General features: G+C 62.4%; 19 protein-coding genes. 7 read left to right on the top strand and 12 right to left on the bottom strand.

Annotated elements, in window-relative coordinates:
• The first annotated feature begins 240 nt into the window (after positions 1-240).
• Positions 241-1,497 (top strand): SAM-dependent methyltransferase, encoded by a 1,257-nt coding sequence (locus NKH06_RS14380; RefSeq protein ID WP_128304513.1) that lies wholly within the window; start codon positions 241-243, stop codon positions 1,495-1,497.
• A gap of 85 nt (positions 1,498-1,582) precedes the next feature.
• On the opposite strand, the gene NKH06_RS14375 is transcribed toward NKH06_RS14380, so the two are convergent.
• Positions 1,583-3,562 carry a bifunctional 2',3'-cyclic-nucleotide 2'-phosphodiesterase/3'-nucleotidase gene (locus NKH06_RS14375; RefSeq protein WP_352775232.1) on the bottom strand — a complete coding sequence of 660 codons (1,980 nt, stop codon included), beginning with the start codon at positions 3,560-3,562 and terminating at the stop codon, positions 1,583-1,585.
• 148 nt (positions 3,563-3,710) lie between these two features.
• A complete protein-coding gene (locus tag NKH06_RS14370) occupies positions 3,711-4,973 on the bottom strand; it encodes an NAD(P)/FAD-dependent oxidoreductase (protein WP_352775229.1) in 1,263 nt (420 codons plus the stop codon).
• Positions 4,974-5,136: 163 nt separating this feature from the next.
• On the opposite strand from NKH06_RS14370, the gene NKH06_RS14365 reads away from it, so the two are divergent.
• Complete coding sequence (locus NKH06_RS14365; RefSeq protein ID WP_128304443.1) at positions 5,137-5,790, top strand: 5-formyltetrahydrofolate cyclo-ligase; 654 nt, start codon at positions 5,137-5,139, stop codon at positions 5,788-5,790.
• A 364-nt stretch (positions 5,791-6,154) separates the two neighbouring features.
• On the opposite strand, the gene NKH06_RS14360 is transcribed toward NKH06_RS14365, so the two are convergent.
• Positions 6,155-6,628, bottom strand: a complete 474-nt coding sequence (locus NKH06_RS14360; protein ID WP_023812056.1) for an Lrp/AsnC family transcriptional regulator — start codon at positions 6,626-6,628, stop codon at positions 6,155-6,157.
• 155 nt (positions 6,629-6,783) lie between these two features.
• On the opposite strand from NKH06_RS14360, the gene ald reads away from it, so the two are divergent.
• On the top strand, positions 6,784-7,899 hold the full coding sequence (gene ald, locus NKH06_RS14355) for an alanine dehydrogenase (RefSeq protein WP_023812057.1): 1,116 nt from the start codon (positions 6,784-6,786) through the stop codon (positions 7,897-7,899).
• 207 nt (positions 7,900-8,106) lie between these two features.
• The gene (locus NKH06_RS14350) at positions 8,107-9,414 is read left to right on the top strand and encodes an outer membrane protein (protein ID WP_352775246.1); all 1,308 of its coding nucleotides are present in this window, start codon (positions 8,107-8,109) and stop codon (positions 9,412-9,414) included.
• 223 nt (positions 9,415-9,637) lie between these two features.
• On the opposite strand, the gene NKH06_RS14345 is transcribed toward NKH06_RS14350, so the two are convergent.
• The 6 genes from NKH06_RS14345 to NKH06_RS14320 all read right to left on the bottom strand — a co-directional run bounded on the left by NKH06_RS14345 (position 9,638) and on the right by NKH06_RS14320 (position 14,145).
• A complete protein-coding gene (locus tag NKH06_RS14345; RefSeq protein WP_023812059.1) occupies positions 9,638-10,105 on the bottom strand; it encodes a DUF1203 domain-containing protein in 468 nt (155 codons plus the stop codon).
• A 132-nt stretch (positions 10,106-10,237) separates the two neighbouring features.
• Entirely contained in the window at positions 10,238-10,795 is a 558-nt protein-coding gene (locus tag NKH06_RS14340) for an OmpA family protein (protein ID WP_023812060.1), read from the bottom strand.
• A 111-nt stretch (positions 10,796-10,906) separates the two neighbouring features.
• Positions 10,907-11,470 (bottom strand): GNAT family N-acetyltransferase, encoded by a 564-nt coding sequence (locus NKH06_RS14335; protein ID WP_023812061.1) that lies wholly within the window; start codon positions 11,468-11,470, stop codon positions 10,907-10,909.
• Positions 11,471-11,475: 5 nt separating this feature from the next.
• Positions 11,476-12,327, bottom strand: a complete 852-nt coding sequence (gene sseA / locus NKH06_RS14330; RefSeq protein ID WP_023812062.1) for a 3-mercaptopyruvate sulfurtransferase — start codon at positions 12,325-12,327, stop codon at positions 11,476-11,478.
• A gap of 40 nt (positions 12,328-12,367) precedes the next feature.
• The gene (locus NKH06_RS14325; RefSeq protein ID WP_023812063.1) at positions 12,368-13,111 is read right to left on the bottom strand and encodes an alanyl-tRNA editing protein; all 744 of its coding nucleotides are present in this window, start codon (positions 13,109-13,111) and stop codon (positions 12,368-12,370) included.
• Positions 13,111-14,145 carry a cysteine synthase A gene (locus NKH06_RS14320; protein WP_023812064.1) on the bottom strand — a complete coding sequence of 345 codons (1,035 nt, stop codon included), beginning with the start codon at positions 14,143-14,145 and terminating at the stop codon, positions 13,111-13,113. Before NKH06_RS14320 ends, NKH06_RS14325 begins: the two co-directional genes overlap by 1 nt.
• A gap of 226 nt (positions 14,146-14,371) precedes the next feature.
• Here NKH06_RS14320 and NKH06_RS14315 point away from each other — a divergent pair, with 226 nt between their 5' ends.
• Positions 14,372-15,193: an SDR family oxidoreductase gene (locus tag NKH06_RS14315; protein WP_023812065.1), complete on the top strand. Its 822-nt coding sequence runs from the start codon at positions 14,372-14,374 to the stop codon at positions 15,191-15,193.
• Positions 15,194-15,271: 78 nt separating this feature from the next.
• Positions 15,272-16,246 carry an alpha/beta hydrolase gene (locus NKH06_RS14310; RefSeq protein ID WP_352865919.1) on the top strand — a complete coding sequence of 325 codons (975 nt, stop codon included), beginning with the start codon at positions 15,272-15,274 and terminating at the stop codon, positions 16,244-16,246.
• A gap of 101 nt (positions 16,247-16,347) precedes the next feature.
• Here the strand turns inward: NKH06_RS14310 and NKH06_RS14305 are convergent, their stop codons facing one another.
• Positions 16,348-17,769 carry a DEAD/DEAH box helicase gene (locus tag NKH06_RS14305; RefSeq protein ID WP_352441547.1) on the bottom strand — a complete coding sequence of 474 codons (1,422 nt, stop codon included), beginning with the start codon at positions 17,767-17,769 and terminating at the stop codon, positions 16,348-16,350.
• 408 nt (positions 17,770-18,177) lie between these two features.
• Between NKH06_RS14305 and NKH06_RS14300 the strand changes: the two genes are divergently transcribed.
• Positions 18,178-19,710: an acyl-CoA carboxylase subunit beta gene (locus tag NKH06_RS14300; protein WP_352775222.1), complete on the top strand. Its 1,533-nt coding sequence runs from the start codon at positions 18,178-18,180 to the stop codon at positions 19,708-19,710.
• A 43-nt stretch (positions 19,711-19,753) separates the two neighbouring features.
• On the opposite strand, the gene NKH06_RS14295 is transcribed toward NKH06_RS14300, so the two are convergent.
• Both NKH06_RS14295 and NKH06_RS14290 read right to left on the bottom strand, forming a co-directional pair.
• Positions 19,754-21,757: a hypothetical protein gene (locus tag NKH06_RS14295; protein WP_352441548.1), complete on the bottom strand. Its 2,004-nt coding sequence runs from the start codon at positions 21,755-21,757 to the stop codon at positions 19,754-19,756.
• Entirely contained in the window at positions 21,754-23,298 is a 1,545-nt protein-coding gene (locus tag NKH06_RS14290) for an NAD(P)H-hydrate dehydratase (protein ID WP_352893317.1), read from the bottom strand. Before NKH06_RS14290 ends, NKH06_RS14295 begins: the two co-directional genes overlap by 4 nt.
• Positions 23,299-23,460: the final 162 nt, after the last annotated feature.

The following is a 23,460-nucleotide window of genomic DNA, read 5'->3' as shown; positions in this document are numbered from 1 at the left end:
GCGAGCAATCTGCTTGGCACAGCCCCGGTTGCAGCCTGCCCCTTGAAGTTTCCCCGCATGACGTGGAAGATTGTCGCACGGATTCACCGGGAAGCGCTGAAGCTCTGGTAGGGTGCGCGCACTTCATTCGAGCCCGCTCGCCGACGAACCGGTCGCGGCGGCGTTCGAAGCTGGCGAATGATCCAAGAGAACCGTGGCCCGGCAATTTGCGCCGACACCGCGGAAATCCAGGGGCATGAGATGGCGCAAAAGGAACATTTTGGCGTAGCATTGAGCGACGCGGTCAGGCTCGATGAATTCAATTTCGCGGAGATCGTGAAAGGTCTTCCAGCGAAAGCGCGCATGGTGCTGTCGGCGGCGATGAACCTGCCGCGCGGTTCGCTCAAGGTCAGGCTGCCGGACGGCCGTGCCGTCCTCGTCGGCGGCAAGGGACCTGGCCCAGATGCCGAACTGGTGTTGAAGAATTGGCGCTTGCCGGGCCGCGCCTTTTCCGGCGGCACGATCGGCGTTGCCGAATCCTATATGGACGGCGATTGGGAAAGCCCTGATGTGACCAGCTTCCTGGAGCTGTTCGTGGTCAATTCGGTCATCGGCGAGCGTATCGCGGGCGGCACCAGTTGGCTGATCAACACCGTCCAGCGCATCCGCCACTGGTTCAACCAGAACACGCGCACCGGTTCGAAACGCAATATCTCCGCGCATTACGACCTCGGCAACGCCTTCTACAAGGAATGGCTCGATCCGAGCATGACCTATTCTTCGGCGCTCTACACGACCGGTGCCAACGACCTGGAAGGCGCCCAGGCCGCCAAATATCGCGCTCTGGCGAAGGATACAGGGATCGGTCCGAAGGACCATGTGCTGGAAATCGGCTGCGGCTGGGGTGGCTTCGCCGAATTCGCGGCGCGCGAGATCGGCTGCCGCGTGACCGGGCTGACGATCAGCCGCGAGCAGCACGATTTTGCCACGGCTCGCATCGCCAAGGCTGGCCTTGCCGACAAGGTCGACATCAAGCTGCAGGATTATCGCGACGAAACCGGCACCTATGACCGCATCGCCTCGATCGAGATGTTCGAGGCGGTCGGCGAGAAATACTGGCCGGTGTTTTTCGGCAAGATGAAGGCCTGCCTGAGGCCTGGGGGCACTGCCGGCCTGCAGATCATCACCATCAACGAAGCCGCCTACGACACCTATCGCGCAAGGCCGGATTTCATCCAGCGCTACGTCTTCCCGGGCGGCATGCTGCCGACACCGTCGATCCTGAAGGCACTGGGCAAGGATCATGGCCTCGCCCACCTGCGCGAGCGCGTCTTTCCCGACGACTACGCGCGCACGCTCGCCGAATGGCGCCACCGGTTCCGGGCGTCATGGGAGAAGATCGTTCCGCTCGGCTTCGACGACCGCTTCAAGAAGCTCTGGGAGTTCTACCTGCACTATTGCGAAGCCGGCTTCCGCGCCAGCTACATCGACGTGCGCCAGGTGGTCTACAAGGCGTAAATCGACACGCTCTTCGATTTTCATTGCCGCTGACCAAGCGATGTCGAGCACGATCTCGACATGGCCGCGCGGTCGCCGTCACCCTTCAAAGCAGGATGCGGTATTTCGCGAATCCTGCCTCGCCCTCGCCCGCCGGCTCGATCTTCAGCGATTTCACCTGCGCAATGAAATCCTTGGCCTTGGGGCCGGTTTCGAACACGGCGCTGGCTCCAGGCAGCGGTGCGAACGACCAGTTGTCGTCCGCCGACGGATTGATCGTGCCCTCGCTGACGATATAGCGGACGATGACGTCGCGATTGGTGTCCGGTGCTTCGTAGATGATCTTCGAGGCATTGATGTCGGGGAAATTGCCGCCGCCACCAGCCCGGTAATTGTTGGTCGCGATGACGAATTTCTGTTTGGGATCAATTGGTTTTCCATCGAAACTCAGGTCGACGATGCGATTGGCGCCAGCGTTGGCCAGCCCGCCCTTGGCATCGTATTTCGACGGCTGCGACAGATCGATCTTGTAGGTGACGCCGTCGATGACGTCGAAATTGTAGGACGGAAAATCGGTGTTGATGAGGGTCTGGTCGGCCTTATCAGGCTCGATCCGGTTGAAGATGCCGGCCGACATTTCAAGCCATTCCTTGACCTGCGCACCGGTGATTTCGACCGCACGCACGGTGTTGGGATAGAGGTAGAGGTCGGCAACATTCTTGATGGCGATGTCGCCTGCCGGCACGTCGGTATAGTAGTCGGCGCCGTTGCGCCCGCCGGCCTTGAAGGGAGCGGCGGCCGACAGCAGCGGCACGTCCTTCCATTGCGTGTTCTTGAGAATATCCTTGAGGTACCAGGTCTGCGCCTGGCTGACGACCTGCACCGACGGATCGTCGGCGACCAGCGCGAAATAGGAATAGAGCGGCGCGGAGGTCTTGCCGACAGGGCGGCGCACATAGGCCAGTGTCGCCTGGTGGTCCTGTTCGAGGGCCGCGATGATGCGCTTGTCGTCCGGGACAGTCGGCTTGTTCTTGTTGTCGACGCGTTCGAAGATCGGCCGCGCCTCGGAAGTGGCTGAAACGACCTTCCATTTCGACCCGTCACGTTCCAGCATCAGGTCGACCAGCCCCATATGCGAGCCCCAGAAGCCGCCCATGACGGCGGGCTTGCCCTGCAGCGTGCCTTTCTGCGTGTCGACACCATCGAGCGACTGGAAATCCTTCTTGCCGGGGAACACCAGATGCTGGTGACCGGTGAACACCGCATCGATGCCGTCGACACCGGCGACGAAGAACGAGGCGTTCTCCATCATCTCGCCCTGCTTCACATCGATGCCGGAATGCGAGAGCGCAATGACGATGTCGGCGCCCTCCTCCTTCATCTGCGGCACCCAGGCCTTGGCCGCCTCGACGATGTCGCGCGTCTTGACGTTGCCTTCCAGGTTCTTGAGATCCCAAACCATGATCTGCGGCGGCACGAAGCCGATAATGCCGATCCTGATCGGCTGCTCGGCGCCCGCGCCGTCCTTTATCTTCTTGTCGAGGATGACATAGGGCTTGAGATAGAGCTTGTCGTCGCGCGGGTTAGCGGCAAGCTCGGTCCCGCGGATCAAATTGGCGCAGACGAAGGGAAAATTGGCACCGGCCAGCACCTTGTCCAGGAACGACAGGCCGTAGTTGAACTCGTGGTTGCCCAGTGTCGAGCACTCGTAGCCGAGCAGGTTCATGCCTTTCATGACCGGATGCAGGTCGCCGTCCTTCAGCCCCTTCTCATAGGCGATGTAGTCGCCCATCGGGTTGCCCTGCAGCAGGTCGCCATTGTCGATCAGCATCGAATTCACGGCTTCCTTGCGCACAGCATCGATGAGAGACGCCGTGCGCGACAGACCCAGCGTGTCGTTCGCTTTGTCGGCGTAGTAATCGTAAGGCAGCACGTTCACATGGATGTCGGTGGTTTCCATGATCCGAAGATGGGCCTGGTTGCCTTGAGCGCGGGCGGAGAACGGATGCAGCATGATCAGTGCCCCTGCGGCGGCGGCACCCGCAAGGAGATCGCGGCGGGATACGGGATGGAGCAGTTGCGACATGTTTTCTCCTCGACAACCTGACAAAGCCCTGCCCCGAAGCGAACTTCGCTCTGAAACCTGCTTAAGTCCATTCAACAAGTCGCGCGCATGAAGCCGTCAGTCCATCAGCAACAGATTGACGTGCGCATGAACGATCGGGGCGAAGAAATCAGCCCTTGTCGTCGCCCTGGGTGATCAGCCGCGCGCTACGTTGCCCCGTCGCGTAGATCCATAGCCAGCTCAGCGAAACCGCAAGCCGGTTGCGAAAGCCGATCAGGAAATAGATGTGCGCCACTCCCCACAGCCACCAGGCGAGCCAGCCGGTGAGCTTGATCCAGCCGAAATCGATGGCAGCGGCGCGTTTGCCGATCGTCGCCAGATCGCCGGCATGCCTGTAGTGGAAAGGACGCGCGGTCGTGTCGCCGCCGAGCCTGGCCTTGATGGTGGCCGCAACATGTCGGCCCTCCTGTTTGGCGGAAGGCGCCACGCCGGGAACCGGCCGCCCGTCCGGCCGCAGCACATGAGCGGCGTCGCCGATGACAAAGATCTCCGGGCTGCCGGGCACGCTGAGGTCAGGCTCGACCAGCACCCTGCCCGCGCGGTCCGCCTTCGCTCCCAGCCATTCAGCGGCTGGCGAAGCGGCAACGCCGGCTGCCCACAGGATCGTTCGGGCTGCCAGTTGCTTATCGCCAAACACAACACCTTCGGCGTCGCAGCGCGTGACGGCCCGGCCGAGCTCGACCGTCACGCCGAGCCGCTCGAGCGCTTTGCTGGCATAGTCGGAAAGTTTCAGTGCGAAATTGGCCAGAATGCGGTCGCCGGCCTCGATCAGCACCACGCGCGTCTGCCGCGTGTCGATGTTGCGGAATTCGCCGCGCAGCGTGTCATGCGCCAGCTCGACGATGGTGCCGGCAAGCTCGACGCCGGTCGGTCCGCCGCCGACGATCGCAATGGTCAGCAACGCCTGGCGTTTGGCGGGATCGGTCTCCCGCTCGGCCTGTTCGAAGGCCAGGAGAATGCGGCGCCGAATGGTGGTGGCGTCCTCCAACGTCTTCAGGCCAGGTGCGAACGGTTCCCATTCGTCATGGCCGAAATAGGCGTGGCGGGCACCGGTGGCGAGCACCAGCGTGTCGTAGGCGACCGCGCTGCCGTCATCGAGCAGCACGCGCTTGCCGGCGCGGTCGACACCGGTGACATTGGCGAGCAGCGTCGTCACATCCTTGCGCTTGCGCAGGAGGTGGCGGATCGGCCAGGCAATCTCGGAAGTGGCCAGCGCCGTCGTCGCCACCTGGTAGAGCAGCGGCTGGAAGAGGTGATGGTTGCGCTTGTCGATCATGGTGATACGGACCGGCGCGCCAGCAAGTGCACGGGTGAACTCGAGGCCGCCGAAACCCGCGCCGACAACGACGACATGATGCCTAGCTTCGTTCATTTCGTTCACCCCGATAGCAAGATTGCCTGTCCTGGATGTAGGTATTTTTGTGCAATGCAACAACAGATGGACAGTGCCCGAGACTCGTCGTTGCATGTCGTGAATGCACATGTTGTATCGTATCGCGAGGTATAGCGTCATCGAACACGCGATGAGGTGAGGCATGGCCAACGATCGTGACGACGATGCTCCGGCGCAATATTCTTCGCCGCCCTGTTTCATGCACGAACTCGATCCGCAATTCCGTGCGCCTTCGAGCGACTGGACCGATGTGAGACGCTGGCGCAAAGCCGAGCGCGAACGCCTGATCGCCGCGCGTCTTGCTGTTTCGGCCGACGCCCGAACGGTAATGTCGCAAAGCATTGCGGAAAGCCTCGACGCGATGATCGGCGAGATCGCCGGGCGCATGGTCAGTCTCTATTGGCCGTTTCGTGGCGAGCCGGATTTGCGGCCTTGGATGGCGTCCATAAACGAACGCGGCGGCCGCACCGCCCTGCCCATCGTCATCGAGAAGGGGCAGCCGCTGATCTTCCGCGTCTACAAAGCGGGCGACCGGCTGGAGAAAGGTGTCTGGAACATCCCGATCCCGGCCGAGGGCGATCCGGTGCTGCCGGACATCGTCATCTCGCCGATCGTCGGCATCGATCCCCAGAACTACCGCCTGGGGTATGGCGGCGGTTTCTTCGACCGTACGCTGGCAGCGATGCCGTTCAAGCCGCTGGTCATCGGCGTCGGCTACGAATTGCAGCGCATCGCGACCATCTACCCGCAGCCGCACGATATCCCGATGGATCGGGTGGTAACGGCGGTCAGCTAGCCCAGGCCCCACAGGGTGGTTAGCGGCCTGTCAGCAGCCAGGTTGTCATGGTTCGTCTCGATGGATCGCAGAGGCATTCGGGATTGACCCAAGGCACCCACCTTCGTCATCCACGGGCGAAGCAGGAGCGAAGCTCCGTCGCGGAGACCCGAGGATCCATGCCGTGACCTTGACCAAGGAATGCAGCCGAGCAGAACTCTGCACCGTAGTGACGCTTTGAAGTCGCGGCATGGATCCTCGGGTCTGCGCTGCGTCGCTACACTCCTTGCTCCGCCCGTGGATGACGAAGTGACGCCCGTTTCCGCAAATCGAAGGCAGGTGGTTTGTCTATGCAGCGACCCGTCAGAACTTCTGTGTCGAGGAACTAGGCCATCTCCGGCTTCATGCCCATGGCCGTACGGTCGACGATCTCACGCAAGGCGAACGACGAATTGATCTTGGTCACATGCGGCATCGCCGACAGCCATTCCTTGTGGATTCGCTCATAGTCGACGAGATCCTTGGCCGCGATCCTCAGGATGTAGTCATATTCGCCCGACATCAGATGGCAGGACAGCACGTTCGGGCAGCGTTTGATCGCCGCCTCGAAATCCGACAGAGTCTTCTCGAACTGTCCCGACAGCGATATGTGCACGATCGCCGTCATCTGGTGGCCAAGTGCTGTATTGGAAAGCCGGGCATGATAGCCACGGATGGTTCCGGATTTCTCCAGATTGTCGAGCCGGCGCGAACAGGCCGACTGCGATAGGCCGACCTTTTCGGCAAGTGCCGCGTTGGGTATCCTGCCATCCTTCTGCAATGCCTCAAGAATGGCGATATCAATCCTGTCGAGCGTCATTATTCGTGAATCCTGCGAATATCTTGTTATTTCGCGCAACGATTATCGAAACCGGCCGGTTGGCGCAAGCGCATTCGCAAACACCTGCGCAACGATTCGTGGTTCACTCCATCCATACAGGGAACGAGCCCAAAGGGCCGGATCAGGAGAAGAAAATGCGCGTCGGCTGCCCCAAGGAAATCAAGAACCACGAATACCGCGTCGGCCTCACTCCCGGCTCGGTCCGCGAATATGTCGCCCATGGCCACGAAGTGCTGGTCGAGACCGGCGCCGGGGCCGGCATCGGCGCCGATGACAACGCCTATCGCGCCGCCGGCGCCACGATTGCCAAGACGGCCGCCGAGGTGTTCGCCAGGTCGGACATGATCGTCAAGGTCAAGGAACCGCAGCCCAGCGAATGGGCGCAGCTTCGCGAAGGCCAGATCCTGTACACCTACCTCCACCTGGCGCCGGATCCGGAGCAGACCAAGGGCCTGCTTGCGTCCGGCGTGACGGCAATCGCCTACGAGACTGTGACCGACGACCGTGGCGGCCTGCCGCTGCTGGCGCCGATGTCGGAAGTTGCCGGACGTCTGTCGATCCAGGCCGGTGCCACGGCGCTGCAGAAGGCCAATGGCGGCCGCGGTGTGCTGCTGGGTGGCGTGCCCGGCGTGCTGCCCGGCAAGGTCACCGTGCTCGGCGGTGGCGTCGTCGGCCTGCACGCGGCCAGGATGGCGGCCGGCCTTGGCGCCGACGTCACCATCATCGACCGCTCGATCCCGCGCCTGCGCCAGCTCGACGACCTCTTCGCCGGCCGCGTCCACACCCGTTACTCGACTGTCGAGGCGCTGGAGGAAGAGTGCTTTTCGGCAGACATCGTCGTCGGCGCGGTGCTGATCCCGGGTGCCGCGGCGCCAAAACTGGTTTCGCGCGAAATGCTGTCGGGCATGAAGAAAGGCTCGGTGCTGGTCGACGTCGCCATCGACCAGGGCGGCTGCTTCGAGACTTCGCACGCCACCACTCATGCCGAGCCGACCTATGAGGTCGACGGCGTCATCCACTATTGCGTCGCCAACATGCCGGGTGCCGTGCCGGTCACTTCGGCCCACGCGCTCAACAACGCGACGCTGCACTATGGCCTGCAGCTTGCCGACAAGGGCCTGAAGGCGCTGGTCGACGATCATCACCTGCGCAACGGCCTCAATGTCCATAAAGGCAAGATCACCAACCGGGCAGTCGCCGAGGCGCTCGGCTACGAACTGGTCGAGCCGAAAGCCGTTCTTGCCGCCTGATTTTTCGCGAAAACAGCTCCTTTCAATCCAGCCCGCCGGTTCCAAGCCGGCGGTTTTTTTCTTGCGAGCCTGTTTTTCAGGCAAAGCTTGGTGTCGAACCACGTGACGCAACGGCACTTTGCTCATCATTGTTGCATATTTGTCATTCCCGTACCGGCCGACTCCCTGCTAGAGACATTCTGGGTTTATTCATTGGGGTACGGGCATATGTTCATTCGCACATCCGCGAAATCTTTTCTTCTTGGTGCTATTTCTGCTGTAGCTTTGATGTCTGCTGCTCATGCAGCTGACGTCGTGCAACCGGTAGAAGAAGCTGCCGGCTTTAACTGGAGCGGCCTCTACGTTGGTTTTGGCGTCGGTGCCGGTGCCAACGTACACAAGCTCGGCAGCGATTTTATTCCAATCTCGCTGAACGGCATTGGTGGCGAAGGCGTCTATGGTGAGCTGACGGTTGGCTATGACTATATGGTCTCGCCCCGGTTCCTCATCGGAGGTCTGCTGGACGCTCACGTCGGCAACATCGGGACCACGCTGGACATTACGGGGTTCGACGCTTCGATCAAGGAAACCTACGGTTTCGACGCTGGCCTGCGTCTCGGCTACCTCTTGACGCCGAACACTCTGGGTTACGTGCTGGGTGGCTATTCCTGGCAGAAGTACAAGCTCGATACGAACGCCGGCTTCGACTTTGATTGGGATCAAAGCGGGTATTTTGTCGGAGGTGGCATCGAAACGGCCATCAACAGCAATTGGACGATCAAGACTGAGTATCGCTATACGCGCTTCGGGACCAAGGACGATCTTCTTTCCGACGCTGGCCTTGTCGGAGTTCCGGACGGTCTCCTCAATCTTGACACCTCGCGCCATACCTTCCAGATCGCAGCCAATTACCGTTTCGGTGCGCAGAACGGCGGCGGTGCTGCCTTCGAGACGCCAGCCTACAACTGGACCGGCTTCTACATCGGCGGCGCTGGTGGCGCCGGTGCATCCGTGCATCAGATCAACGTTCCGCCGCTCGGCGACCTGGAATTCAATGGTCTCGGTGGCGAAGGTGCCTTTGGTGAACTGAACGTCGGCTACGATCATGACTTCGGCAGCTGGGTCGCAGGCGTCATGGTCGATGCACGCTACTCCGGCATGACTTCCGAACTGGAGCTCGGCGGCGGATCGATCAACGTCGATACCGACTATGGGTTCGATGTGTTGGGCCGCGTCGGCATGAAGATGAACGAATCGACCCTTGCCTATGCGCTTGCCGGCTATAGCTGGCAGCATTTCGATCTGAACGCTTCCGATCCGATCGGCGACATTCTCGACTGGGGTTCCAGCGGTTTCTCGGTTGGTGGCGGCCTTGAAACGGCTCTGTCCAGCAACGTTACCGTCGGTCTCGAATATCGCTATTCGCAGTTCGCCAAGAAGGACTTTTCTTCGGAATTCGGCGCACCTGACGACACCCTTACCGCGACTTCCTCTTTCCACACCGTGGGTCTCGGCGCGAAGTACAAGTTCAACTAAAAGGCCCTCCAGCCAAACAGTTGCAGCCCGTCGGCCATGCCCGCGGGCTTTTTTGTTGCGCGGAATACCCCCGCGCAACAAAAAAGCGGAGCCAAAGCCCCGCTTCCTCGATGTCGAGATTTACCGCCGGTTCATCCGTGGTCGGCAAATCGATCGACAATGGCTTTCTATCGCGAATATGCGACGGGAGTACGACAACTGTTTCCAGGGGCTAATCTCAGCCTCAAGCGCGCTCGATGCGGCACTGGTAGCAATTGTTGCGCGCCGAACGGACATGGACGTAGGCGATCTCGTCGCGTTCGAACAGCGTCTCGGCCCGTGCAGCAATTGCCGTGGTCGGGATGACGCCGCCGCTGCCATAGACGATACGATCATCCCTGCCATAGCCGCGCACGATGTAGTCAGGGCTATCGAGAACCTCGGGCAGCGCCCCGCTCTCAGCGGCACCATCGCATTCCTCGGCATGCAGGAAGATCGGCCCGGTTTCGGCATAGGGCTGAAGCCCCGGGAATGGCCTGTATGCCAGAACAAGGTAGGCGTCGCCGGCTCCTATGTTCTTCAAGCAATGACGGCAAGGCATGCCGTCACCGTCGGAGATCTTTCGCTCGGGCATTTGGCCATAAGCATCGATGCCACCGCGCTGCAACGTCCTGACATCTTCGGTCGGCAAAGCTTTGAACTGGATGGTCATGGAAAAATCTCCGGCGTCGTGACTGGAAATTATGTCCTTGAACCCTCGCCGCCCACCCGATTCCTGCCAAATGTCGAAGAGCCGGTCGCCCCTCGGCGATCGGCTCTCATCAAGTCCCGTCGGAGCTGCGGCTCAACGGATGAAATCGTCGAAGCGGCGCAGCGTCACCCGGCGATTCTGCCAGTTTTCGGTCTGCGTCTGCACCAGCAAAAACTCCTCGCCATAGCCGACTGTCTCGAGAGCATGACCCGGCACGCCGAATTCGCGCACCAGCGTGCGCTTCAGCGAAGCGGCGCGCTGTTCGGACAGGGCCTGGTTCGACTGGAAGGAGCCGACGGCGTCGGTATGGCCCTCGATCAGCACGCGGGCGCCGCGATCGCGGCGCAGGATGCGCCGCAGCGCGTCGGCAATGGTCTCGATCTTGTCGTATTGCGAACTGGAAATGGCCGCCGAACCGAAGGCGAAGTTGATCGACTGGATATCGATCGAGCGGGCCATGCGGCGCAAATCCGGGCGCCGCTTGAATTCGCGGATGGTGACGCGCTCGTTCGGCCGCAATTTCACACGCGGCGCCGCCTCGAGCTTCCGCTCGATCGTCGCGGCCGAAGGCGTTGTCGCCTGGGCTGCGGCCAGGCTTGGCATGGCAATTGCCGCGATCAGCGCGGCGGCAAGTGTACGGCGGGTCAGCATGTCTTCGTCTCCTTCGGCCTTGGCCGCATTGATGGTGCCGGCAACATGCCAAAAACAGCCTGAAGGGCCGATGAACGACGGGTTCAGATTCGAGCTGGTATTAGCTTCCGGCTAGGGCCGCATGACGCTGGCCGCGCGCTCGGTGAAAGGCAGCGGATGGACGATTTCCCTCTTTTGCGCCACCGGTGCGAAGCCGAGCTTCTGGTAGAGCGGCAGAGCCGCCGGATGATCGAGCGTGCAGGTCTGCACCGTCACCCGCTTCGGCCCATGCGACCATGCGGCGGCGATCGCGGAGCCCAGGAACCAGCGGCCGATGCCTTGCCCGGTCGCATGTTCCATCATGCCGAAATAGGCGAGCTCGACTTCTTCCGGCAGATGCGGCTTGAGGTCAAAGAAGCCGGCGGGGGCGCCATCGAGGTAGAGCACCCTGATGTCGCGGTCCTCGCGATGGATGCCGGCCGAAAGCTCGTCGTCATCCAGTCTCAGCACATTGACCCAGTGCCATTTGCGCCCCACCCGGTCCATCAGATAGCGGTAGAAATGCAGCGGAATGTCCTTGGTCTTCAGCAGCGCGACCTGACGGTTATACGGCACAGGCGGCGAATAGGCCGGCGGCACATGCATCTCGAGGAACGTCACCGTGACGTCAATGTCTTCCAGCGTGCCGTTTTCCATCGTCTTCATTCCTTGCCGGTCACCACAGGCGTGTCGGAAAGCCCGCCCCACTCCGTCCAGGAGCCGTCGTAAAGCCTGTTGTTCGTATGGCCAAGCGTTTCCAGCGCCAGCGTCACCACCGCCGCGGTAATACCGGAGCCGCATGAAGTGACGACAGGTTTCGACAGATCGATGCCGGCCTCCTCGATCACCTTGCGCAGGCGGTCCTTCGACAACAGCTCGCCATTTTCCGACAGCGCCGAATAGGGCAGATTGCGCGCGCCAGGCATATGGCCGGAGCGGATACCCGCGCGCGGCTCAGGTTCAGTGCCGGTGAACCGGCCCGGCCCCCGGGCGTCGGCGATCTGGCTTGCCCTGGTGTCGACGATCCGGCGCATGTCGGCGAGGCTGGCGACGCGCCCGGGGTCGAAATCGGCATGAAACACGCTTGGCGCGATCTTGGTCGGCTCAGCCGTCACCGGCCTGCCGGCGGCTTTCCAGCCATCGAAGCCGCCATCCAGAATATAGGTCTGGAAGACGCCCATCACCCGGAACATCCACCACGCCCGGGGCGCCGAGAAGAAACCCGGACCATCATAGACGACGATGGTGTCATCGGCCGAAACACCCATGGCGCCGACATACTGGGCAAAATGCTGCGGCGACGGCAAGGTATGCGGCAGGGGCGAATCCGGGTCCGAAACGGCATCCTGATCGAGAAATCGTGCGCCCGGGATGTGGGCCGACTCATACTCGCCGCGCGCATCGCGCTTCTGCGCCGGGAGATACCAGGATGCGTCGATGATCGTCAGGCCCGGCTCGCCGAGACGTTGCTGCAGCCAGTCTGCGTCGACGGTGAAGGGGCTGTCCTCGGCCATTTTGTTCTCCTGCTCGCTTTTTTGGCGATCACTGTCCTGTTCAGTTTGCCGACATCGGCCCAAAGCGGATGCGGAAGCGCCGGTTCTCGCGGCCCTTCTTCTCGATCTTGCCGATGTGGATTTCGCCGACTTCGCCGGTGCTCTTTACATGGGTGCCGCCGCAGGGCTGGCTGTCCACCGAGGCGTTGTCGCCGATACAGACCAGGCGGATCTTGCCGGTGCCGACCGGCGGCCGAACGTTCTTGGATTTCACTAGGCCGGGATTGGCAGCCAGATCCTCGTCACTGATCAGCCTGACAAAGATCGGATGATCGGCCCGCACCAGGTCCATCAGCCCGGCAGTGACGTCCTCCTTGGTGAAGCCGGCATCCGGAGCGTCGAAATCGACACGGCTGTCGTCCTCGGAAACCGAGGCACCGGTGATCGGGAACGGGCAGACGACGGTGAGCAGGTGGCAAGCCGCGTGCATGCGCATCAAGAGATGCCGCCGCTCCCAGTCGATGGCCAGCCTCACCGCCTCGCCGGGCTGCGGAACCGCCTGCTCCGGCGCCGGCACATGGATGATCTCGTCCTTGGTCTCACCGGTGAGGGTGGCGGCAATGGCGATGCGGCTACCATCGCCGCGTTCGAGATATCCGGTGTCACCCGGCTGGCCACCCGAAGTGGCGTAGAAGATCGTCCGGTCGAGGATGATACCGCCGCGATCGTTCACAGCAACGACTGTCGCGTCCGCCGTCCGCAGATAGGCATCGTCGCGAAACAGGGCGTCCGTCCTGTTTGCCATCACGCGACCTTTTCGAACGGCACCGGAATTGTGCTCTTCAGCTCCATCCAGCCTGGCACCGGCAGCTGCTTCTCGCGCAGGAATTCCGGGTTGAACAGTTTTGATTGATAGCGCGTGCCGTAATCGCAAAGGATGGTCACGATGGTGTGGCCGGGGCCTAATTCCCTGGCCAGACGGATCGCGCCGGCAATGTTGATGCCGGTCGAGCCGCCGACGCAAAGGCCTTCTTCCTGGATCAGGTCGAAGACGATCGGCAGCGCATCCTCATCGGGGATCTGGAATGAAAAATCCGGCGTGAACCCTTCGAGATTGGCGGTGATTCGCCCCTGCCCGATGCCTTCGGTGATCGAGCTGCCTTCGGACTTCAGCTCGCCGCTGGTGTAGAAAGAATAGAGCGCGGCCCCCAGCGGATCGGCGAGCGCGATCTTCACATCCCGGCTTTTGGCTTTCAGTCCGGAGGCGACGCCGGCCAGCGTGCCGCCCGAACCGACCGCCGAGACAAAGCCGTCGACCTTGCCGCCGGTCTGGTTCCAGATTTCCTCCGCCGTGGTGCGGATATGGCCGTCACGGTTGGCGACATTGTCGAACTGGTTGGCCCAGATGGCGCCGTTCGGTTCTGTCTTTGCCAGTTGCTCGGCCAACCGCCCCGACAGTTTCACGTAATTGTTGGGATTCCTGTAGGGCACGGCCGGCACTTCGATCAGTTCGGCGCCGAGCAGTTTGATCGTGTCCTTCTTCTCCTGGCTCTGTGTGTCCGGGATGACGATGACGGTGCGATAGCCGAGCGCCTTGGCGACCAACGTCAGCCCGATGCCGGTATTGCCCGCCGTTCCCTCGACGATCACACCGCCGGGCTTCAGCAGCCCGCGCTTCTCGGCGTCGCGGATGATGAACAGGCCCGCGCGATCCTTGACCGACTGGCCCGGATTCATGAATTCGGCCTTGCCCAGGATCTCGCAACCGGTTTGTTCCGAAGCTTTGTTGAGGCGGATCAGAGGCGTGTTGCCGATCGCGTCGATCACAGAACGGGGCATTCAGGATTCCTTGTGTAGGTGCGCCGAAACCCTAGAAACCCGAAGCTGCGGTTTCAAGGCAAGAATTTGTCTGGTCCAGTCGCATTTGCAGTGCTGTTGTTGCGTCGGCGCTTCCCGAGGCTGGCCTCTTGCGCCACTGTTCATTTCCGGCTGACGTTGAAAAGCGGCTTTTCATTCGATTTCTTCACCGCTAGAGCAAAGCACCAACAAGTCGACAGGGCGCAGCATGACACTCTACCGGGCTAACCCGAAGCACGGCGTCGCCTGGATCACGGGCGGCTCAAGCGGCATCGGCCGTGCGCTGGCCAGGGATCTTGCTTCCCAGGGCTATGCCGTCGCGGTGACGGCGCTTGACGACGATCCGATCGACACGCTTGTCGTCGAGACCGCGCAGATGCCGGGCAGTGTCACGGCCTTTCCTTGCGATGTCACCGACGAGCCGCGCATGGCAAGAACCGTCGCCGCGATCGAGAAGGAACTCGGTCCCATCGTGCTCGCCATCTTCAATGCAGGGAACTACATTTCGACGCCGGGGGAGAATCTTGTCGTCAACGACTTTCGGCGGTCCTTCGAGGTCAATTATTTCGGCATCATCAACGGCCTCGTGCCCGCGGTCGAACGCATGCGTGTGCGGGCGCGCGGCCATGTCGTGCTGGTCGGCTCGGTGACATCCTATTTCGGCTGGCCGACAACGGCCGCCTATGGCGGCACCAAGGCGGCCATCAACATTCTGGCCGAGTCGCTGAAGTATGATTTCGACAAGATGAACGTGCGTATCCAGGTGTTCAATCCCGGCTTCATCGACACCCCGCTGACCGAGAAGAACATGCTGCCCATGCCGGGACTGATGCCGGTCAGCCGCGCATCGCGCCGCATGGCGCGGGGCATCAAGTCGGGCGGCTTCGAAGTCCATTTCCCGCGCCGGACCAGCTGGCCCCTGAAACTGCTCGGCCTGCTGCCGAGGCCGCTGTGCAGAGGGTTTATCAGCCTGATGACCAGTTGGAAGGCGCGGCCGCTGCATTACGACCGCAAGCCCCCGATCGAATAGGACGCCGGCGAAATTGGCAGGCTCACCGTTTCGGGCCGCCGTCGCCATGGTTGAGGCAAGTGCTGCGTGGAGTCTGCGATGGGGCGACGGATCGTGCTTGCTGTGCTGGGCCTTATCGCCATTCTCGCACTGGCCTTCGTGCTCGGCCCGCGCGTTCGCGTCGACACCACTATCCGTTTCGATCCCTCGCTCATCGCTGACGATCCGCAGGCCTATGTGGCAAAGGCGGAAGCCGCCATCCCCGGAATCCGTGACGGGCTGGAAAAAGAGATCGTCTGGGCCGATCCGTTGGTGCATGCCACGACCCCGCTGTCGATCGTCTACATCCACGGCTTTTCCGCATCGAAGGGCGAAATCCGCTCGCTGCCCGACGAAGTGGCGGAACAGCTTGACGCCAATCTCTTCTACACACGCCTTACCGGTCACGGGCAGGATGGCGCGGCGATGACGCAAGGCAGCATCAACGCCTGGATCAACGACTATGAGGAAGCACTCGCCATTGGCCGGGCGATCGGCGACAAGGTGATCGTCATCTCGACTTCGACCGGCGGCTCGCTGGCGGTCTGGGCGGCAACGCAGTCCGGTGCATCGGACGGGGTGGCGGCGATCGCGTTCATCTCGCCGAATTTCGGCGTCAAGGCTTCGGGCGCCGAGATCCTGACCATGCCGTGGGGCAAACAGATCGCCAGGCTGGTCGCCGGCAAGGAACACAGCTTCGTGCCGCGCAACGCGCTGCATGAAAAATTCTGGACCACCCGCTATCCGATCGAAGCAACCTTGCCGATGCAGGCGCTGACCGAGCTTGCCTATGGCGCGCCGGTGGAGAAGGCGACCATCCCTGCTTTGTTCATCTTTTCTGATTCGGACAAAGTGGTGTGGGCCGACCGCACCCGCGAGATTGCCGGGCGCTGGGGTGCGCCGCATGAACTGGTTTCGGTCGACGACACCGGCGACCCGGACAATCACGTCATTGCCGGCGACGCGCTGTCGCCATCGACCACGGCGTTTCTGGCGCAAAGGATCGCCGTCTGGATCGAAGCGGTGGTGAAGTAGGCGGACGAAAAAGGCGACCGAAGCATCGCTTCAGCCGCCCTTTCCTTGGTCTGTCCCGGCAATCAGCCAGCCTGAGCTTGACTGACTACAACGCTGGCTACTTACGCAGCCCGCGCCGCCGGGCGCTTGCCGCCGAAGCGGCGCTTGTTGTTGCCCTTGAAGGCCGGCTTGGCGCCATCCGGCTTGCGCTCGCCGGCGAAGGCCGGCTTGTCGCCGAAGCGCTTCTTGCCAAAGCCGTTGCCCTTGTTCTCGCCACCGGGCCGCCTGCCGTCGCGACGCCCATTGCGGTCGTTGCGGTCATTGGCCGGCTCGAAGCGCTCGTTCTTTTCAGCCGGATTGCGCAGCGGATCGGGGCTGCCGAGATGGTCGGCAACGATCGGCAGCTTGGTACGGATGATGCGCTCGACTTGGCGCAGCTTGCTGTTTTCCGAAGGATCGCAAAGCGTGATCGCGATGCCGTCCATGCCGTTGCGGCCGGTACGGCCGATGCGGTGGACGTAGCTCTCGGCTTCATCAGGCAGGTCGAAATTCACGACATGGCTGATGCCGGGCACGTCGATGCCGCGCGCCGCGATGTCGGTCGCCACCAGAATGCGCACCGAACCGTCGCGGAAATCGTTCAGCGCTTTCTGGCGGGCGTTCTGCGACTTGTTGCCGTGGATGACGGCGGCCTTGAAGCCGTCGCGCTCAAGGTCCTTGGTCACCCTGTCGGCACCATGCTTGGTGCGCGAAAAGATGATGACAGACTTCATCGCCTCGTCGGCGAGCATCGTCGACAACACCTGGCGCTTCTGCTTGGTGCGGGCAAAGACGACGCCCTGCACGATCTCGGCCGCCGCCGTGCTTTGCGGCGCGACTTCGACACGAATCGGGTTCTTCAGCAGGCCCTTGGCCAGTTCGGCGATTTCATTGGGCATGGTCGCCGAGAACAGCACCGTCTGACGGTCGGGCGCGGTCGCCTTGGCGATGCGCTTGACGTCGTTGATGAAGCCCATGTCGAGCATGCGGTCGCCTTCGTCCAGCACCAGCCATTTGGTGTCGGCAAGCACGAGGTCGCCCTCACGCACCAGGTCGGTCAACCGGCCGGGCGTGGCGATTAGGATGTCGACGCCGGGAGCAACCTTCTTCACCTGGCTGAAGCGGGACACGCCGCCGAGCACGAGCGCGGTCGAGACATGCGCGCCCTTGGCGAGGATCTTGATCGTGTCTTCGATCTGCACGGCGAGTTCGCGCGTCGGCGCCAGAATCAGCGCACGTGCCGTCTTCGGCCGGCGCTTGGTGCCAAGCGCAATGATCTTCGACAGAATCGGCAGCGCGAAGGCCGCAGTCTTGCCGGAGCCGGTCTGGGCGATGCCGAAAATGTCACGGCCTTCCATCTGCGGCGGGATCGCCTGTGCCTGGATCGGCTTCGGCTCGGCGAAGCCGGCGTTGTGGGTGGCCTTGAGCAGCGCGCCCGTAATACCCAGTGCCGCGAAACCCGTGAGTTCCGCAGCGCTACCGGGCAAAGTGTTTTCGTTGGTCAAAATAATCTTCTTTCACGCGGCTTCTGGCCGCAAACACCGATGGCGGCAGGGCGCAACCTGCCGTCGAAAAATCTGTGATGAACGACAAGGCGGGCGGACGGGTTCGTCCACTCGGCTGCGCTGTCGTGCCCGCAGGCATCATGCCACGGGGCTTTTTCGCCGCTTTGTGATTTACCGGAAAAAGGGCCGATATACCGGAAAGAGGGAAAACAGACGCAACCAGTCTCATTCGTCGAGAAGGCCGGATTCGTTCCCGGCCCAAGCGCCTATGGGCTGCATATGGCTGAGTTCGCCCTCAATTGCAAGGGGCTTCATGTTGCAGCGCAGCAAAGCCCGTGGCGCAAGCGCCGCTTGCGCTCGCTTGCCGGCACGATTACGACGAAATGCCGCTGGCTTGGGAGGTAATCGATGAAAGACGTTCTCAAGGAACTCGAGCGCCGCCGCGAGATCGCCCGCATGGGCGGTGGCCCGGTCCGCATCGATGCCCAGCACAAGAAGGGCAAGCTCACCGCGCGCGAACGCATCGAGGTGTTTCTCGACGAGGGCTCGTTCGAGGAATTCGACATGTATGTCGAGCACCGCTCGACCGACTTCGGCATGGAGAACACCAAGATCGCCGGCGACGGCGTCGTCACCGGCTGGGGCACCGTCAACGGCCGCCCGGTCTACCTCTTCGCCAAGGACTTTACCGTATTCGGCGGCTCGCTGTCGGAAGCGCATGCCGAGAAGGTCATCAAGGTGCAGGAGATGGCGCTGCGCAACCGGGCGCCGATCATCGGCCTCTACGATGCCGGCGGGGCGCGCATCCAGGAAGGCGTCGCAGCACTCGGCGGCTATGCCGAGATCTTTCAGCGCAACGTGCTGGCCTCCGGGGTCATTCCGCAGATTTCCGTCATCATGGGACCGTGCGCCGGCGGCGACGTCTATTCGCCTGCGATGACCGACTTCATCTTCATGGTGCGCGACACTTCCTACATGTTCGTCACCGGGCCGGATGTGGTGAAGACGGTGACCAACGAAACGGTGACCGCCGAGAGCCTCGGCGGCGCCTCCGTCCACACGACGAAATCGTCGATCGCCGACGGCGCCTATGACAATGACGTCGAGGCGCTGCTGCAGATGCGCCGGCTGGTCGACCTGTTGCCGGCTTCCAACACATCGGAGCTTCCCGAGATCGAATGCTACCAGTCGGTCACCGACCATGATTTGTCGCTCGACCGGCTGATTCCCGACAACGCCAACAAGCCCTACGACATCAAGGAACTGATCATGAAAGTTGTCGACGAAGGCGACTTCTTCGAGATCCAGCAGAACTTCGCCAAGAACATCGTCACCGGGTTCGGGCGCGTCGAGGGCCGCACCGTCGGCTTCGTCGCCAACCAGCCAATGGTATTGGCCGGCGTGCTCGATTCCGACGCCAGCCGCAAGGCGGCCCGTTTCGTGCGCTTCTGCGATTGTTTTTCGATCCCGATCGTCACCTTCGTCGATGTCCCCGGCTTCCTGCCGGGTACGGCGCAGGAATATGGCGGGCTGATCAAGCATGGCGCGAAACTCCTGTTCGCCTATGCCGAGGCCACCGTGCCGAAGATCACCGTCATCACCCGCAAAGCCTATGGCGGCGCCTATGACGTGATGGCGTCAAAGCATCTGCGCGGCGACATGAACTACGCCTGGCCGACCGCGCAGATCGCGGTGATGGGCGCCAGGGGAGCGGTCGAGATCATCTACCGCAAGGACATCGGCGACGCGGAAAAAATCGCGGCCCACACAAAGGCTTACGAGGATCGCTTCCTGTCGCCTTTCGTCGCTGCCGAACGCGGCTATGTCGACGAGGTGATCATGCCGCACTCGACCCGCCGCCGCATCGCGCGCGCGCTGCGCATGCTGCGCAACAAGGACATGCAGAACCCCTGGAAGAAGCACGACAACATCCCGCTGTGAGGCGTGGCTGGGCATCTATCCGAGGAGGTAACCGTCGGGCAGCTCACTCCTCTTCCGCCGCACCAAACCCCGCTCCCATCGTGGCACGGACAGGGCTGCCCCATGGCGTTGCGTGGTTGTCGATGCGCATCTGGAAGATGAAATAAGTCGGCGAGCAGAAGCCGATGCCTTTCACTTTGCCGATGCCCGGCGTGTCCGGCGGCAGCGACTGGCACATATAGTCCTCGCGGCAGAAATGATCGGCCGAACAGGCCGGCCGGTTGCCGCGATTGACGGCGCCGCCAAGACATTGGTCGAAATTATTGGTGGCTACGCAGATATCGAATTTCTTGCCGCCGACCAGCCCGCAGATCTCGTGCGGCAGAGGCTTGCCGACTTTGAAGGCGGCAAATGTACGGTCCTTGTCGTTGCAGCCGCGATAGGCAATCCCGGCGGGCACGCCGATCTTCGGCGGCCGGCAGGTGTAAGCGGTGCGCGAGACGTCAGGCGCGAAGGCCGCGAACTGGCCTGATATGCTGTAGCGGTCGTTGAAAGGCTGCGCCGCGTTGCTGGCGATCGAGCCGGTCAGGCAGGGATGGCCGGAAAACATTTTTTCGCTGTCCTTGGGCAGCAGGCATTGCGCCAGTTTCGTGTGCACGCCCGAAGCGGTGGCCAGCGGCGTGCAGATGGTATCACTGCTGCACTGCCAAGTCGCGCCGAAGCGGGTCGCATCTTCCTGCATCAGGCACGGCATGGCCATCTCCGCCGGCGCGTAATCGACCGCGCCGGCGTTCGTCCAGACCGCCGGCGGCGCAAAGGAGAGCGGACGGAAGCGGTTCGGCTGCTTGCCTTCGGCCGTGGCGGCCAGCCACGCCTGGCGCCGCGGGATCTCGGCATGAAGATGCGGCGAAACCCCGACCTCGATGCGGTTCAACGGCGATGTCGTCTTGTCGTCTAGCCCGATGAAATGGAAACCGGCGGTCGAACCGGCCTGATGGCACCCCTGGCAGGCGCCATTGTCCAATCGTTCGACCAGCGCTTCCGGCGTGCGCACGAGTTTCAGCGCGGAATAATCGAGCGATGCGAATTCCTCAGGTCGGAATAATTGCGTAAACGGGTGATTGGCCTGCCGCGCACTGCCGAAGGTCGACCATGAAATAATCTTTCTGGCCAGGAACTCGTCGGGAATTTCATAAACGCCTTCATCGACCGCCGGCAGATTGGCGCCGACATAGGCGGCAAGCCGTGCTTTCAGCGCCGCGTCCTGCGAGAGCCGTGCGGTGTCGGGCGTGTTCTCCAGCGGCTTCTCGCTGATAGCAGCGCCATCGATGCCGAATACCCGCATGAGATAGGCGGCTTGGCCACCGAACTCGGTTTCCTGTCCGGAGGGGAAGCGCACCACCTGCGCGTTGAGCTCCAGCTGCTTGAAGGTCAGCCCGGCCTTCTCCAGCGGCCCGCCGGTCAGCCAGCCGGCATCGACGCTCTCGTCAAGCTGTGGCGTCCAGCGTCCGGCAGTACCGACGCAGCCGCCGTCGGCATCGGGCGCGGCGCTGTAGACGGCATTGAAATTGAACGGCAGGCGCGATGCCAGCAGCTTGCCGTTCTTGCGAAAACTGTAGGCCAGGCGGTAGACGAAGCGCACCTCGCCGCAGTTCCTGTCGCCTTGCAGCCGCGTGAAATCGCGACGGTCGAGCCGGTTGACGATGCCGACCAACCGGAGGCGCGCGGCATCGGTCTTCAGCCAGCGCATGTCCATGATGCGGCCGACATTGCCGTCGGTTATCTCGTAGAGCGGCCGCCCACCGGCTTTCATCTCGGCGCGCAATGCCGCAACATCAGAGGCAACGATGTCGACGATGGCGTGATAGGCGGGTGCCTCGTCGTAAAGCGTCTTTAGACCGTCCTCGCCGTCGACGCCGAAAACGTCGACGAAGCCGAAACCCTTGGCATCGAGTGCGGCGAGCACCGCCGGATCGTCGACGATGATCAAAGGGCCCTCGGCGCGCGCCGTCGACGCCACGAAGACGGCAAAGACTGTGGCAAGCAGCAGAGCCAGGGCGCGGTTCATGGAACAGCCATGCGCGCGTCGAAGAGTTCACGCAACACCGGCAGCAGCGCCCGCGGCAGATCCTCGGCGATCAAGCCGGGTCCGAACCGGCTGCCGGCTTCGGCATGCAGCCACACCGCCGCGCAGGTGCCCTCCAAGGGCGGCATGCCTTGTGCGAGCAAACCGGCAATGATGCCCGACAGCACGTCGCCTGACCCGGCTGTGGCCAGCCACGGTGCACCGTTGGAGTTGATCGCCGCTTTGCCATCGGGCGCTGCTATGACCGTGTCGGCGCCCTTGTAGACGATGACGGCATTGGCCCGCGCTGCGGCCGCCCGCGCCTTGTCCAATTTCGACATGGTTTTGTCCCCGGCGATATCTGGGAACAAGCGGCCGAATTCACCCTCATGCGGCGTGATCACCAACGCTGGCGCGTTCAGGTGACGGGCGGCTTCGAACAGCGACTGCGGCTGATGGGCCATAGATGTAATGGCGTCAGCATCAAGCACGATCGCTCCTCCGTGGTTTGCGGTTTGCGATGCGCGTGCACCCTCCGCCAAGGTCTTGATCAGTTGCAGGGCGAAATCGCCGACCTTGGGCTTTGGCCCGAGCCCCGGTCCAAACACCAGCGCCTCGGGATGGCGCGCCGTCAGAAATTCCTGCACCTCCTCAAGTGACCCCGCCTCTCGCAGCATGATCGAGGTCAGGTGTGTCGCGTTCACCTGCATGGCATTGCCAGGCGACAGCACGGTGACCGCCCCTGCCCCGCATCTAGCGGCGGCCATCGCCGACAGCCGCGCCGCGCCGGTAGCACTGGGACCGCCGGAAAAGACGCCGACATGGCCGCGCTTGTATTTGTGCGCATCGACCGCCGGCAGGGGAAATTCCCGCAACCACAGGTCCGGCACATTCTCGAAGGTCGAGACAGCGAGCTGGGCGATGATGCCGTCATCGATGCCGATATCGGCGAGCACGATTTCACCGCATTGCCCGCGCCCCGGCAGCAGCAAGTGGCCGGGCTTTTTCCGCGCGAAGGTGACGGTGACCTCGGCACGAAACGCCCTGCCCAATATTTCGCCGCTGGCACCTGAGACGCCCGACGGCAGGTCGATCGCGACCACAGGCAGGCGCAGGGCTGTCACGGTATCGACGGCCTTCGCGGCATCGCCGGAAAGCGGCTTGGACAGCCCTGCCCCATAGAGCGCGTCGATCACGATCGAGCCGAACTCGGCGTCGAAATCGGACAGCGGCCGGGACTTGATCAGTGATTCCGCGGCGGCGAGCGCCGCATCGCTTTCCGGCCTCGGCGCTCCGGATGACCAGATCGTTGTGCCGACGCCGCTGCCGGCCAGGAGGCGGGCGACGACATAGCCATCGCCGCCGTTGTTGCCGGGCCCGCACAGCACATGGATGTGCTTTGCCGAGGGATAGCGCTTGAGAACCTCGGCCGCGACCGCTTCGCCCGCGCGCCGCATCAGGCTGATTCCATCGGCCGGACCGGCCGCGATCGTCAGCCGATCAGCCGCGGTCATTTCGGCGGGGACAAGAAGTTCGTTGCTCATGGATTGCCGATCCGCATGCTATCAAGCATTGTCCAATTTCGATCCTAAGCAAACAAGGGGGAGTTGCCGAGATCTGCGGCCATAACGTCGGGACGAAGGCATCGCGGGCAGAAAATTGCCTGCGGGATAGGCGATGTGCCTGATTTTTGTGCGGACGCGGGT

Origin of the sequence: Mesorhizobium sp. M1342 (assembly GCF_040317955.1) — a bacterium.
Taxonomy (GTDB): domain Bacteria; phylum Pseudomonadota; class Alphaproteobacteria; order Rhizobiales; family Rhizobiaceae; genus Mesorhizobium.
Note: the sequence above shows the minus strand (reverse complement) of the source record. Positions and strands in the feature narration are given on the sequence as shown.